We start from the raw sequence: 14,732 nt of genomic DNA on the forward strand, positions 1-14,732 counted from the left end.
AAAAGATACAAAAAAGATGAAAAATAAATATATTACAAACGGTTGGTTCCTTTTGCCTGCAATGCTGATCTCCAGCCTCTGCTCGTGTAAAAAGGATGGCTTTTTAAACGTACCTCCGAAAGGCTCTTTAACAGACCAGGTGACCTTCTCCTCCGAGGCTAACGCAGACTTATTTGTAAACGATGTTTACAATCAGCTGCCCAATGGCAATGATGATTATGAGCACCTGGACCAGTATACCGACAACAGCGATGTGGGTGCTACCAACATGCAGGGGCAGCGCATCATCCGGAGCAATTCGCTGACGCCGAACAGCGTTCCCTCGGGGCCGGGCGGCATGTTAAAATGGGATCAGAATTATAACAATATCCGGAAATGCAATGTTTTTATAACGCAGGCCACAAAAAATAAAGCGAATTTTTCCGATGCCTGGTATAAACAGCGGGTAGGCGAGGTGACTTATCTGCGGGCCTTGTTCTATACCTTCCTGTATACCAATTATGGAGGAGTGCCCCTGATCTCCAAACCGCTGGATAACACCGTGGACTCAGGGACAAATCTGCGTGTTCCCAGAAGTACGGCAGACCAGACCCTGGCGTTTATCGAGGCTGATTGTGATGCCGCCGCGGCCGTCCTGCCGGCGACAACGAGATCGAACGATTTCGGCAGAGCCACCAGCGCCGCAGCCGTGACCCTCAAAGGCTGGGTTGAGTTGTTTGCCGCCAGTCCTCTTTCTAATCCCGGTAATGACCCCACGAAATGGACAAAGGCTGCAGCTACCAATCTGCAGATGATCAATAATTTCACTGATTACGGTTTATTTACAGGTGATGGGAAAGATTCTTACTGGACGCAATTTCTGGCCCGGAACAACTGGAACCGGGAAACGATCTTTGCGAAGGGCTATGCCAATCCCAACAGCGGACACAGACTCGAAGGCCTGATGGGCCCGACCATTGTTCGCGGCACAGAGGAGGCTTGGGGGAATTTCATACCTACCCAGAACCTGGTGGACGATTATGAAATGGACAACGGTCTGCCCATCACGGATCCAGCATCCGGCTATGACCCTCAGCATCCCTATGATCACAGGGAGCAACGTTTCTACCAGACCATCGTATATGATGGCTCCTACTGGCAGGGGGATATCTTCCAGTCCCGGACTGGCGGTAATAACCAGATAGATCTGGGTTCGGGGAGTGACATTTCCAATACCGGTTATAATGCAAGGAAAAGACTGGATTCTGCGAACAATGGCCAGGTAGCGTTAAATCTTCATAACGGAACGTCCAACTATATATTTTTCCGGTACGCAGAAGTGTTGCTAAACTACGCAGAAGCGCAGAATGAGGCTGCGGGACCTGATCTCAGTGTGTATGATGCCGTCGGAAAAGTAAGGGCAAGGGCAGGATTTACAGCTACCCCGCTTCCCGCGGGTTTGACCAAGGATCAGATGCGGACTGTTATTCGCCGTGAACGTCGGGTCGAATTCGCATTCGAGGACAAACGTTGGTATGATATCCGGCGATGGGACATCACCGCAGGTATTTCCGGAGTGTTGAACAATCCGGAGTATGGCATGCAAATAACCATCGGCGGTCCCGGGCAACTGATTTATACACCGGTTATCGTATTCAGGAATAAATTTTCGGAATTTATGAACTGGCTGCCAATTCCGCAAAACGCCAGGGATCAGAATCCGAATCTTACCCAGAATGACGGATATAATTAACTCGGTAAATAAGCTAACGTATGATCAACCGGTTAATCGGTGCCGCCGGGTATTTGTTGTTATGCACCCTGTTAGGGGGCTGCCAAAGGCCAGGCGGGGATGCGGGAAACAAACAAACGCTTTTTCAATTACTGACTCCTGAACAAACGCATATATATTTTGCAAACACCCTTACGGAAGGATTGAACAACAATGTGCTGATGTATGAATATTTTTATAATGGGGGAGGTGTGGCTGCCGGTGATCTGAACGGCGATGGCCTGGTGGACCTTTATTTCACAGGAAATATGACCGATAATAAATTATACCTGAACGAAGGTCATATGCAATTTAAGGACATCACGGAAGAGGCGGGGCTGTTGGGGCGTACTGGCCCCTGGAAGACCGGGGTTACCATGGTTGACGTAAATGGAGATGGCAGGCTGGATGTATATGTCTGTTACTCGGGAAAGATCCGGGCGGAAAAAAGGATCAATCAATTGTTCATCAATCAGGGAAATGATCCCAAGGGCATTCCCCGGTTTAAGGATATGGCATCGGATTATGGGCTGGCATTTCCTTCCTACAGTACACAGGCCTATTTTTTCGATTATGACCGGGATGGAGACCTGGACTTGTTGCTGATCAATCATAATCCTAAGCGGATAAGCAATCTTGACGATCGATCCGTTAAAAGTCTGATGGATACTAAGGATGCTGAATCCGGTATCCGTTTGGTCCGCAATGACAATGGGCATTTTCACGACATATCTGCGCAGGCGGGTATCATCAATACTTCATTATCCTATGGATTAGCAGCAGGTATTGCCGATGTGAACGGAGATGGGTGGCCGGATATTTATATCAGCAATGATTATAACGTACCCGACAGGTTATATATCAATAATGGAATGGGTGGATTTTCAGATGAGCTGCAGCATCAACTCGGGCATACTTCTTTTTACAGCATGGGCAATGATATTGCAGATATCAATAATGACGATGAGCCAGATATTTTCACCTTGGATATGCTGCCTGAAGATAACCGACGCCAAAAACTGCTGATGGGCGCGGACAACTATGAATCCTTCGGTCTTAACCTTCGGGCGGGTTTCTATTATCAATACATGCGCAATATGCTTCATGTCAATAATGGTAACGGAACCTTTAGCGAAGTCGGGCAGTTGGCAGGAGTTTCCAACACCGACTGGAGCTGGGCCCCTTTGTTTGCAGACTATGACAATGATGGCTGGAAGGATCTTTTTGTTACCAACGGGTATACCCGTGACTATACCAACATGGATTTTTTGAAATTTGCAGGAGATAAACTCAAGGACCGGAATGTCATGCGCCAGGATCTCCTGGATATTGTCAGTCACATGCCTTCGTCTGAAGTCAGGAGTTATCTGTTCAGAAATAACAGCAATGGAACCTTTACGAATACAAGCGCCTTATGGGGAATAACCACTCCATCGAACAGTAACGGCGCCGTTTATGCTGACCTGGATAATGACGGTGACCTGGACCTGGTAGTGAACAATGTCAACCAACCCGCCTTTATCTACGAGAACCAGGCAGTTAAACAGAACAATAACCATTATCTGGAAATCAGGTTGCAAGGCGCCGATGCCAATACGCTGGGGATCGGCGCAAAAGTGCTGATCTTTTGCGGACATGACAAACAATACCTGGAACAAATGCCTACGCGAGGTTTTCAGTCCAGTGTCTCTCCGGTTTTACATTTTGGACTGGGCCATGCGAAGCAGGTGGATTCTTTACGGATCATCTGGCAACGCGGGAAATCACAGCTACTTCAGCATGTGAAAGGCGACCAAACCATTTTACTGAAAGAGAGGGAAGCTGTTGATGCTGGGCCTGCCTGGCGGGAAGGCATCCGGTCCGATTCTGTCGGGTCCGGTTTTGCCCTGACCGCAAGGGCCGAGGCGCCGGTTTTCAAACAGATACCTTCTCCTTTTAATGTAACGCCTTCCACGGTCAGTTCTTATAAAACAGGCGCTCTAACCAATGACTTCATACGTCAGCGGTTGATGATCAATTCCATTTCCTTTTCCGGGTCCTGCCTCGCAAAAGGCGATGTAAATGGTGACGGACTGGAAGATGTTTATATTGGCGGTCATGATGGTAAACCTGCCATGCTGTACCTGCAGCAAAAATCCGGTAAATTTTTAAAAGCAGCCGTATCCGTCTTCGAAGCCGACAAGGCCTGTACGGACGCCGCCGCTGTTTTTTTCGATGCCAACGGGGATGGGAAACCCGACTTGTATGTAGGGTCGGGAGGGTACGGAGATCTTAGCCCGGGTGATCCCCGGTTGCAGGACAGGCTATATCTTAATGACGGCAAGGGGAATTTTACCAGGGCGAAGGATGCGCTGCCCGGGATGCTGTGCAGCAAGAGCTGTGTCAGCGCTGCGGATATAAACGGAGATGGTTTTACCGATCTTTTTGTCGGGGGAAGAGTTATTCCTTACCGTTATCCCGAAACCCCACAAAGTTATCTGCTTATAAATGATGGAAAAGGGCATTTTACCGATCAGACAGAAAAATTCAATCCGGCATTAAGCCATATCGGCATGGTTACGGATGCTCTCTGGATCGATATGAACGGCGATAAACGACCGGACCTGGTGCTGACCGGTGAATGGATGCCGATCACCGTATTGGAGAACAGGAATGGGAAATTAGTCGATGCTACCACCCGGTACTTCGACAAAAAATATTCCGGATGGTGGAATTGTTTACAGATAATGGATATCAATCATGACGGCCATCCGGATCTGGTGGCAGGCAACTTTGGCCTGAACACCCAATGCAAGGCCTCCGATAAGGAGCCCGCGGAGTTATATTACAAGGATTTTGATGGCAATGGAACGGTCGACCCTATACTGTGTTTGTATATTCAGCACAGAACCTATCCTTTTCTGACGAGGGACGAACTCTTGGACCAGATCAGCATGCTGCGCAAACGTTTCCCTGATTATAAAAATTATGCCGACGCCAGCCTGGATCAGGTATTCACCAGGGAAGAAATGCAGGGAGCCATTCATTTATCCGCCAATACGTTGGAAACGGCCTGTTTCATCAGTGATTCAACGGGTAGACTGCATCTTGTCCCTTTGCCGTTACAGACCCAATATGCGCCTGTTTATACGATAACGGCGCTGGATTACGATCATGATGGAAATACCGACCTGTTGATGTGCGGGAATGCCAACCATGCCAGACTGCGTTTGGGTAAGTCCGATGCCAACTACGGGGTATTGCTGCGGGGAGACGGCAAAGGTAGGTTCACCTATGTCGATCAAAAAGAATCCGGTTTTACAATAAGGGGGGATGTCAGGTATGTGTTATCCCTAAATGCAAATTTGGTATTCAGCCAGGATCAGGGAATTATTACCGGTTACAGGAAGGTTCGATGAGGTCTGCATCGTTATTTTTTAAACAATATCATTTAATATAAGGATTTATGAACCAGGTGTTGGGAAGGAAAGCATTAGCGAAGTTTTTAATTGTTTTTATTTTTGTTATCAGCCATAATATGAGTCTGGCCTTTCAGGGATCCTCCGCTGAATGGTTATCCAAAACGGATACCGCCTTTATTCCAAAAGAGATCGAGGACCCTGAATGTCTTGGGGTCAACAAAGAACCTGCCCACGCCACCTTGATGCCTTACGGGAGTTTAGCCGAAGCTTTAAAAGCAGGCCGCCATGCTTCTTCCTTTTGCAGAATGCTGAATGGCAACTGGAAATTCAATTGGGTGGCATGGCCGCAGCAGCGGCAGGTGGACTTTTATAAGACCGGCTATGACGTAAGCAAGTGGAAAGAGATAAGGGTGCCCTCCAACTGGCAGGTCGAAGGTTACGGCACCCCGTATTACAGCAATTTCAATTACATTTTTCAAAAGGACTTTCCCCGGGTAATGACCACTCCGCCGGTCAGCTTTACTGCCTATAAGGAAAGAAACCCTGTCGGCAGTTACCGCCGGAACTTCGAAGTCCCGGTGGCGTGGAAAAACCGTCGGGTCTTTGTCACCTTCGATGGCGTCGATGCTGGGTTTTTCCTCTGGATCAACGGGAAAAAAGTGGGCTACAGCGTGAACAGCCGCAATGCTGCAGACTTCGATATAACCAATTACCTGCAACCAGGTAATAATTGCATAGCCGTGGAAGTCTATCGTTTTACCACAGGCAGTTACCTGGAAGACCAGGATATGTGGCGCTTAAGCGGTATATTCAGAAATGTCACCTTATGGAGTTCCCCGCAGGAGCATATCCGCGATTTTTTTATAAAGACCAATCTGGACAGTTACTATACCGATGCTGTCGTGGAAGTGACGGCGAAGATTAAGAATTTTGGTAATAGCGAAACTATTCCCGGCAAGCTGACCGCGAATCTTTACGATGGAGATAAATTGATAAGCGGCGCAGCCGGTTCCACGGAAATTCCGGCATTGAAACCGGGCGAAGAAACAACTGTATCGGTGCGATTCCCTGTTTCGCGCCCCGGCAAATGGACAGCAGAAACCCCGAAACTTTATACAACGGTCATCTCGGTCAGCAACGGAATAAAGACCCTGGAAAGGGTATCGACCAGGACAGGTTTTCGTAAGGTCGAAATAAAAGGGCGGTTATTCCTGGTAAACGGTGTTCCGGTTAAATTAAAGGGTGTGAACAGACATGAGAACTGGCCGGACGTGGGTCATGCCGTTCGGGAAGAACAAATGATAAAGGATATTGTCCTGATCAAACAGGCCAACTGCAACCATGTACGTACCTGTCATTATTCGGACGATCCGCGATGGTATGAACTATGTGATGAATATGGCCTTTACCTGGTTGCAGAAGCCAATCTGGAGAGCCATGGAGCCTGGGATGAATTTAATGAAGACCCAAGAATAAAAGCAGCTATATTAGACCGTAATGTGGCCAATGTGGAAAATTTCAAGAATAATCCATCGGTCATAATCTGGTCTTTGGGTAATGAATGCGGTTCCGGAGGATCCAATTTCAGGGCTGCACTAAAGATCATCAAACAGATCGATCCGGGCAGGCCAACCCATTACCAGGGTTTTGGAACCGGAGACGATAAGAATCCCGCCGACATGGATAGTGAGATGTACACCCAATTGGGTCCACTGGAGGAACATGCTGGGGATACGCGGCTGACCAAACCTTTTTACCTTTGCGAGTATGCACATGCCATGTTCAATTCCATGGGAAGTGTGTCCGACTACAACGACCTGTTCGATAAATATCCCGCCTTGCTGGGTGGCGCTATCTGGGAATGGCAGGACCAGGGAATAAATAACCATTTCGATCCGAAACATCCCATCACGGCCTTCGGCGGAGGTTTTGGCGAAGTGCCGAACGATCATTATTTTATCCATAAAGGAGTAGTGTTCTCGGATCGCTCCTTAAAGCCCCACTACCCGGAATTAAAACATGCGTATCAGTGGATCAGCATAACTCCCGGTGATCTTTCAACAGGCATGATCAATATTCACAATCGTTACCAGTTCATCAGCCTGGATGATTTTCAGGGAGAATGGAGCCTAACCGAAAACGGAGTGGAGATTGAAAAAGGCATGCTGTCTATAGGACATATTGCTCCGGGCGCTACGGAGCCTGTCAAGGTACCCTACCGGTTCTCCACAAAACCCGGAGCGGAATACTTTTTAAGGATTGCCTTTTCGCTGCAAAAAGATCAATCCTGGGCAAAAAAAGGATTCGAGATCGCTGCACAGCAACTGGAATTATCAAAGGCTGTTGTCGCGGCAGCATCTCCTGAAAATTCAGCGGTCCTTCCTTTAGAGCTCTCGGAAGACACGGGCCGTATTTTCATCGGCGGCAAAAATTTCAGCCTCATATTCGATAAAGCAAAAGGAACATTTTCCTCCCTGAAAAGCCATAATCAAGAACTTCTCACCACAGGCGGCGGACCGATGCTGCATTTGTGGCGCGCCCCGCATCGCAACGATGATATGTGGGCCGACAATGCATGGAACAAGTATGGCCTGAAAAATATTTCCTGGACCTCAGGTGACGTATCCTCCCGACGGATAGCCACAGACAAGATCGAGATCCATGCTACTCTGGAAGGGCATGGACGGGAAGGTTTTACCGTCAATCACCAGGTCTCCTACATTGTCAACGGAGACGGGAGTGTTCTGGCGGGTAACGAGGTCTACTTTAGTATTCCTGCTATCCCTGTCGCCAGGATTGGCGTCAGGATGTTGTTGGATACTGCTCTCCGCCAATTTGAATATTTTGGACGGGGCCCGATGGAAAATTATGCAGATCGCAAGAGCGGATCGGAGATAGGAATATACCGAAGTTCTGTTGCCGGTCAGCTAACCCCTTATGAAAAACCAATGGAATGCGGAAATCATGAAGACATCCGCTGGGCATCCCTTAACTCTAGGCAAAACCATGGGCTGACGGTAAAGAAGGACTCGGCTTTTCTCCAGGTATCTGCACTGCCTTACAGTGACGAGGAGATGCAGAACGTGGAATATCGTATCGATCTTCCTGCCAGTCATGTGACCGCATTATGCATCGATGAAAGGACGATGGGGGTAGGTTCCAATTCCTGTGGTCCCAGACCATTGCCATATTGTACTCCGGTGACTGAACCGCAAAAGTGGACCTATATCCTGAAAATTGAATAATGCGCAATATTGCAGGATACCACCAGGTTTTTTCATCTCCAGGTAAAAAACGTCGTATCAAATTTCTTTATTGGCAAAAAAAGAATACTCTGGAAACCTATTCTTTTTGCGAAATGATGTTGCTCTTGCTATTGAGCTATTTTCTATCAAGTCTGGTTTGAACCAAAACACTTAGTGCAAATGCAGCTGCCGATGCACTAAAAACAGAATAGTCAAGCGGTGCTTTTATACCCTTGGAAAATGTCATTGCTAATCCAAATAGTAAAAGTAAGAATCCGGATCCTCTTGCCACCCAAATCGTTTTAAAGTTAGTTAGCAGTAATGCACCAAAGGCAATTTCTAAAGCTGTAGCACTAATTGCTAATAAGGGAACGATTTTAGCTGGAACAAAAGGGTTTATTTGCTGGGTATAAGCAACAAATTTTTCCCAATTACCCCAAGCCGATATTTTTTTAGGCCAAAACCCAAATCTGTCTGCTACTGCGGATAATAGACCTATACTCAATGCTAAACGTAGAAACCATTCAATGATTTTGTTTTGAGAAAGTGCCATATTATCTTTAATTTAATGGTTTAGGTATATTACTCCGTAAATTTAAATTGAAACGGCAAAGTCGTAACTGGTAAACTCTTAAAACATTAAAAAAGTTCAATAAATTGAATTTATATTAAGCTTTTTAAGGTTGTTTTTTTGGTTATTCAAGTGCTAGGCAAGCCCTCCCCCGAGCAGATCGAGCGTCTTCCAACATTCCATAAGTCCCCGGGGAAGATGGTAACACCCCTTCCATTTGCTCCCCTTAACAGGCAGCAGGACTTCTCCACGGCGATTAAGATATCCGAACCATTCCCCGTTAGCCGGGTCCGGGAAATGTTCCCAGGTATAAGCATGGATGACCTCAAACCATTCCAGGCATTTACGGTTGCCAGTATATAGATAGCCCTTCAGTAAAGCCACCAGCGCTTCCATATGCACCCACCACATTTTTTGATCCCATTCCAATTGCATAAGAGGCATGGCGCTTATATCCTGGAAACAAAATATCCCTCCATATTCCCTGTCCCATCCGTTCTCGATTGTCGCAAGAAGGATATTTACAGCCTTTTCCGTTGCCCCGTGTTTACCCAATCGCTCAGCCAGGTCCATGACAAACCACATAGCCTCTATAGCATGACCCGGATTGAGGAGCCGGCCTTCAAAGCTGTCTGAAAATTCTCCTTCCGACGTAACGTTTTCCAGGATCAACCCTGCACCTTGATGATAAAAGTCTTCCATGACCGTATGGATGCCCTCCATCATCGTATCCATCACCAGGTTTTCCGGCAAAATGTGATCAAGTTCCTGAACCAGGCTGCAAAGGACCATCGGCAATGTAAAACTTTGCAGGGGACGCGTCCCCGGGAAAGCTTTGGAATATATTCCTTTCGGATTAGACTTTCTACCAAGGATATTAAAAAATGTATCCAGTGCAATTTTTTTATGAGTTGGATCACCGGAGGCTTTATAGAGCTGCCCGAAAGCCATCGATGCGTAACAATCTGAAAAGATATTATAGGGTTCGATCAGCGGCAGTCCCTCGCGTGTCAGGGAGAAGTACCATTTTCCGGAGGCATCGCGACCATGTTTTTCAAGAAATTGAGCTCCGTTTAAGGCGACGTCCATCCAGTCCGGCCTGGCCTCGACGGTATTGTACAACTTTGAAAAACACCAGACCTGTCGCCCTTGCAGCCATATAAATTTATCCGTATCGTACACATTTCCTTGTCTATCGAGCGATGTGAGATAGCCGCCATATTTCTCATCGATCGAATGATTTTGCCAGAAAGGTATAATATCATTAAGCAGCGTCGTCTCATATTGCCTGGCCAGAAGTTTAAAATCCATATTATTTATTTTCATGCGGTCATTAGGCTGCCCGCCCGTGAAAAAAACGCCTGCATTCAAAAAACGAAGATATATTATATGGGAATAAAGGTTCTTAGGAACCTTTATTCCCATATAAAAAAATACAACGGCCGGATCCTTTATTATTTAAGCAGTAACACCTTTCGGGTTACAGAACCACGGTCAGTATTGATCCTTAACAAATAAACTCCTTTAGCCTGTTCGCTAAGGTCGACATTGATGCTGCTTGCGCCGTTTGCCGACTTGATGAACAGCGGCTTGCCGCTGAGATCCAGCACAAGGACATCCAATAAATTGACTCCCTGATCGGAGGTCACCGTAACGAGACCGCGTGTAGGATTAGGATAGTTATAGATCTTTACTCCCGACGCATCATTATTTGAAAATGTTGACTGAGATCCAATGCGTTCCCTATTGACAACACTGCTGGAATCGATCTGTCCGAACTCCCAACGCCCGATATCCGGCGCTGATCCGACAAAAGGAAATCCCACATCGACTCCTTTATTCACGACCAGGCTGCTTGCGGATGACGGCATATAATATGTACCGGACCGGTTGCCGGTCAGCATAAATCCGGGTACTCCCTGGATATTGCCCGAACCCAAGGTTCCGCTCACTACCCAATTGGGTTTTTGCGGATCAGTATTGTACCGCAGGTTATTGGTGATGGTCAGGCTGCTGCCACTCTGAATATCATCTCCATGACTGTTTTGGAAGACATTGTTCCTGATGTCTACCGTCGTCGCCTTGTCGAGCTGCAGAGAATTGCCAAGGCCATCGAAGACGTTATTGTAGATCTTGATATCATTGGCCGGATCGGGTACGAAAACCCCGGCACTGTTACCAAAACCGAATGTGGCCGGCGTGTTCACTTTAGTAAAGATATTGTTGTGAACGCTTTCGGCATGATTGGCGATGTCGCCACCCCAGCCTGCGCCACCCCATATCGCGATGCCGAAACCTTTGTCCTGGAAATAACTATTATATATCTCCACGCCGCTCAACGCACACTCGATCGACTCGATACCCGCGCTGATGCCATCTCCGTCGATCATCGTGACATGATGGATCTTCAGGTTGCTTGGATGTTGTGCCGTAGGTTGATAAGCGTCGAGTTGATAATGATTGACCATCGACAGCCATGTATTGCACCGGATGTTATAGATCTCATTGTTATAGCTCATATTCCAAAGTTCGATGGAGATCTTCTCTCCCCAGGTTGGGTCTGTTTCTCCAACCGATATGTTGCAATCATGGATCTTCGTATTCCTGAAATGGCCGACATGAGCGAATTTGATACCTTCTCCATTAGGATCGGTAATATTGATATTATAAATCTCCGCCCCGTCAAGGCCTCCCAGGCAAAGATTTCCAACCTGCTCCCCGCCGCTGGTACTGCCGGACGTGGTGAACGTACAATCATGTATAAGCGTGCCGCTCATCCACTTCCCATCCGGTAAGACGACATAGTAATACATATCTCCCCTGGAGAAGACCGCTCCGCTCTGTTGCAGATTAATAAAAGTAACATGCTGCATGGTCAAGTTATTCCGGTTTTCCACCCATACACCCGCTTTTACCGTTTTATTATGACCGTCGATGGTAAAACCGCTCAGGGATTGATTGCCATTCTGAGCAGCGATCATCAACGAAGGATCCCCATACCGTGGGTTTGCCCCGGAGTAAATTGGAGACTTCAGCTGGATAAGGCTTCCGTCAGCCCATAAATGATAATCCGCAGCCGACTGGTCGACACCTGGCGTAGGCAATACCCCATTTGTGGTAAGGATCGTTACGCCCTCACCCGCACCGACTATATTGACCCCCAATGGAAGGATCGTACATACTGTCTCGACATAGGTACCTGCAGCCAGGCTGATGGTCGTCGTGCCCGTACCTGCAGGAACCTGGCTGGCAGCATAGGCCAGCGTTTTCCAGGCCCCGTTGCCGGGACTTGTCCCATTACCCGTTACGTCTGTCCCGGCCGGCGACACATAATAGGTCGTGCCGGAAGTAGCCGAAGTATTGAAAGAAATTCCAGAATTGGTAGCTATGGTCGTTCCCGTCCCGTTGCTTGCCGTGACCTTCCAGTAATAGGTAGTACTGACGGTAAGAGGCGTTGAAGGCGAATAGCTGGTCGAGGTCAACCCGGTCACGTTGATCAGGGGACTCGTAAAAGAGCTGCTTGTCGACACGACCAACGCATAGCTGACGGCATTCGAAGAAGACGCCCATGTAAAGGCTGGATAAGTATTGACACCTGTTGCCCCGGCGGCTGGCGTCGTCTGTGTAAAGGCTCCGGGAGCAGGCGGTATCAATGTCGTAAAAGAAATACCGGCATTGGACGCAACCGTTGATGCGGTAGTATTCGTAGCGGTCACCTTCCAATAATACTGGGTGTTCCCTGCCAGCGCGGTGCCAGGTGTATAGGAGGTGCTGTAGATATTCGATATGTTGATGACTGGACTTGTATACGATGCACTGGTGGATACAACGAGGGAATAACTGGCCGCATTCGTGGAGGCTGCCCAGCTAAAGGCAGGCGTTACAGAGACACCCGTTGCCGCGTTTGCAGGGCCGGACTGGGTAAAGGAGCCAGGTGCGGGAACAGGTACAGTTAATGCCGTCGATAATGCACTACCGGGGATTACCACCTGGCTTCCGCCGGGGATCTGCCACGATACTGCAAGATTATCGCCACCCTGGTCCTGTTTCATCAGCGCCTCGATATAATACTGGGTACCGGCTACCAGTGTAATAGCGGTAGAAGCCTGCGATGAATATTTCGTCCATTCCTCAGGGTTGGTCCATCCGGTGACCGATGCGATTTTTAATTTATTAGCCGACAGCCCGTTCGTGCTTAGCCAAAGTTCCGAATTGTCGTCACTGGCAATCCAGAAATGATAGGTTCCGGATACGGGCGCAGTCAGATATCCATACACGCGCTGACCATAGTTTAATGCTACGTTGGTTGGCGCCTCGAAGGTGGATAGAATACTGGTGGATGTCGGACTGTTCGGATAGTTCGGACTGTTTGTAAGGGATGCCACATCAGCCCCGGTTATATTGGCCCAGTATTGTCTCGTTACCCCTGACTGACCTGCGGGTGCCGTACCGGTGGTAAACGAAAGACCGGCATTGGAGGCAGTAGTCGGGCTTGTCGAATTGACCGCCGTCACCTTCCAGTAATACTGGGTGCTGTATGCAAGCGATGTTCCGGACGTATAGCTCGTAGCGGCAATTCCGCTGGTATTGATGACAGGGCTCGTAAATGAACTGCTTGTGGATACGACAAGCGTATAAGTGGCCGCATTGGATGAGGCCCCCCAGGTAAAGGTCGGGGTAGCTGAAATGCCTGTGGCACCGGTTGCGGGCGTTGTTTGGGTAAACGTGCCCGGTGCGGGCGGAGGCGCCGTGATCGTATAAGTAGCAGAGGCTACCGAAGAGTTGGCCAGTCCCGACTTAATGGCTATCGCCTTGATCGTTTTTGTTGCTGCGACGGAAATCGCAGCGGAATATACGGTTGATGATGTTGTCGGCGTCGAATTATCCGTAGTATAATAAATGGTCGCCCCGGATGTGGAAGAGCCTAACGTCACCGATTGTGTACTTGTGTATGTTCCCGCGGCAGGAGAGAACGTGGGTGTCGCGGCCGTAGGTACGTTAATCGTATACGTGGCTGAACCGACCACCGATGCTTCATGTCCGGAAGCGGTGGCAATGGCCTTGACCGTCTTCGATGTGGAGACGCTTACGGCGGTGGAATAAACCGTAGAAGACGTAGTAGGCGTAGTGCCATCCGTCGTATAGTAAATGGTAGCGCCGGAAGTGGCGTCACTGATGGTAACCGCTTGGGCAGACGTATATGTTCCAGCCGCCGGACTAAAAGTCGGCGTTGCCGTTGCCGGTGCCGTGCCATCGTCTACGGAGACATCGAAATAATCGATGTTCACGCCGGTAGTGATATTGGCCGTCCCGTTCACGATAATGTTACTGCCCCATGAAGGATCGTGATTAAAGGTCACCGTAATTGTGCCCCATGTCGTCCATGATCCGGTAGAAGGAAAAACCAGGTCCTGGATCTTCTGATTAGAGCCCACATACAAGGCGAGGTTGATGACTGATGCACCGGTGCCATTGGCGTATGCGATCACGATCTTCGTCGGTGTCAGCCCATTGACATTATTATCGAACTTTATCTGGGAGTTCGTTGTCGTTAATCCGGTGACATATCCTGATCCGGAATAGCCCGAATAGGTCGAAGCCGTAATTACGCCGGCGTCGAAGCCATTTTCTGCTTCCGTGCGGGTTGGCGTTCCATAGACCTGCGCTTGCGTGGTCCCATAAAAAAAGGTAAGCAGCAGCATAAAAAAAACCGGTAGCCACAAGTTTTTTTTATAGGGAATATTTTTTAGTAAATGTGTTTCCAT

General features: G+C 48.3%; 6 protein-coding genes. 3 read left to right on the plus strand and 3 right to left on the minus strand.

What is annotated here, in order from left to right; translation table 11 throughout:
• Positions 1 to 16: 16 nt before the first annotated feature.
• The 3 genes from ACX0G9_RS02180 to ACX0G9_RS02190 are packed head-to-tail and all read left to right on the plus strand — an operon-like array spanning position 17 to position 8,396.
• Positions 17 to 1,732 (plus strand): RagB/SusD family nutrient uptake outer membrane protein, encoded by a 1,716-nt coding sequence (locus ACX0G9_RS02180; RefSeq protein WP_459063204.1) that lies wholly within the window; start codon positions 17 to 19, stop codon positions 1,730 to 1,732.
• A 20-nt stretch (positions 1,733 to 1,752) separates the two neighbouring features.
• The gene (locus ACX0G9_RS02185; RefSeq protein WP_459063205.1) at positions 1,753 to 5,148 is read left to right on the plus strand and encodes a VCBS repeat-containing protein; all 3,396 of its coding nucleotides are present in this window, start codon (positions 1,753 to 1,755) and stop codon (positions 5,146 to 5,148) included.
• A 47-nt stretch (positions 5,149 to 5,195) separates the two neighbouring features.
• Positions 5,196 to 8,396, plus strand: coding sequence for a glycoside hydrolase family 2 TIM barrel-domain containing protein (locus ACX0G9_RS02190; RefSeq protein WP_459063206.1), 3,201 nt, complete (start codon positions 5,196 to 5,198; stop codon positions 8,394 to 8,396).
• Between the two features lie 136 nt (positions 8,397 to 8,532).
• Here ACX0G9_RS02190 and ACX0G9_RS02195 read toward each other — a convergent pair whose 3' ends face one another.
• The 3 genes from ACX0G9_RS02195 to ACX0G9_RS02205 form a co-directional block, all read right to left on the minus strand.
• Positions 8,533 to 8,949 carry a DoxX protein gene (locus ACX0G9_RS02195; RefSeq protein ID WP_459063207.1) on the minus strand — a complete coding sequence of 139 codons (417 nt, stop codon included), beginning with the start codon at positions 8,947 to 8,949 and terminating at the stop codon, positions 8,533 to 8,535.
• 153 nt (positions 8,950 to 9,102) lie between these two features.
• A complete protein-coding gene (locus tag ACX0G9_RS02200) occupies positions 9,103 to 10,278 on the minus strand; it encodes a n-acyl-d-glucosamine 2-epimerase (RefSeq protein ID WP_459063208.1) in 1,176 nt (391 codons plus the stop codon).
• Positions 10,279 to 10,421: 143 nt separating this feature from the next.
• The gene (locus tag ACX0G9_RS02205; RefSeq protein WP_459063209.1) at positions 10,422 to 14,732 is read right to left on the minus strand and encodes a chitobiase/beta-hexosaminidase C-terminal domain-containing protein; all 4,311 of its coding nucleotides are present in this window, start codon (positions 14,730 to 14,732) and stop codon (positions 10,422 to 10,424) included.

The sequence above is a fragment of the Flavitalea flava genome (assembly GCF_054461575.1).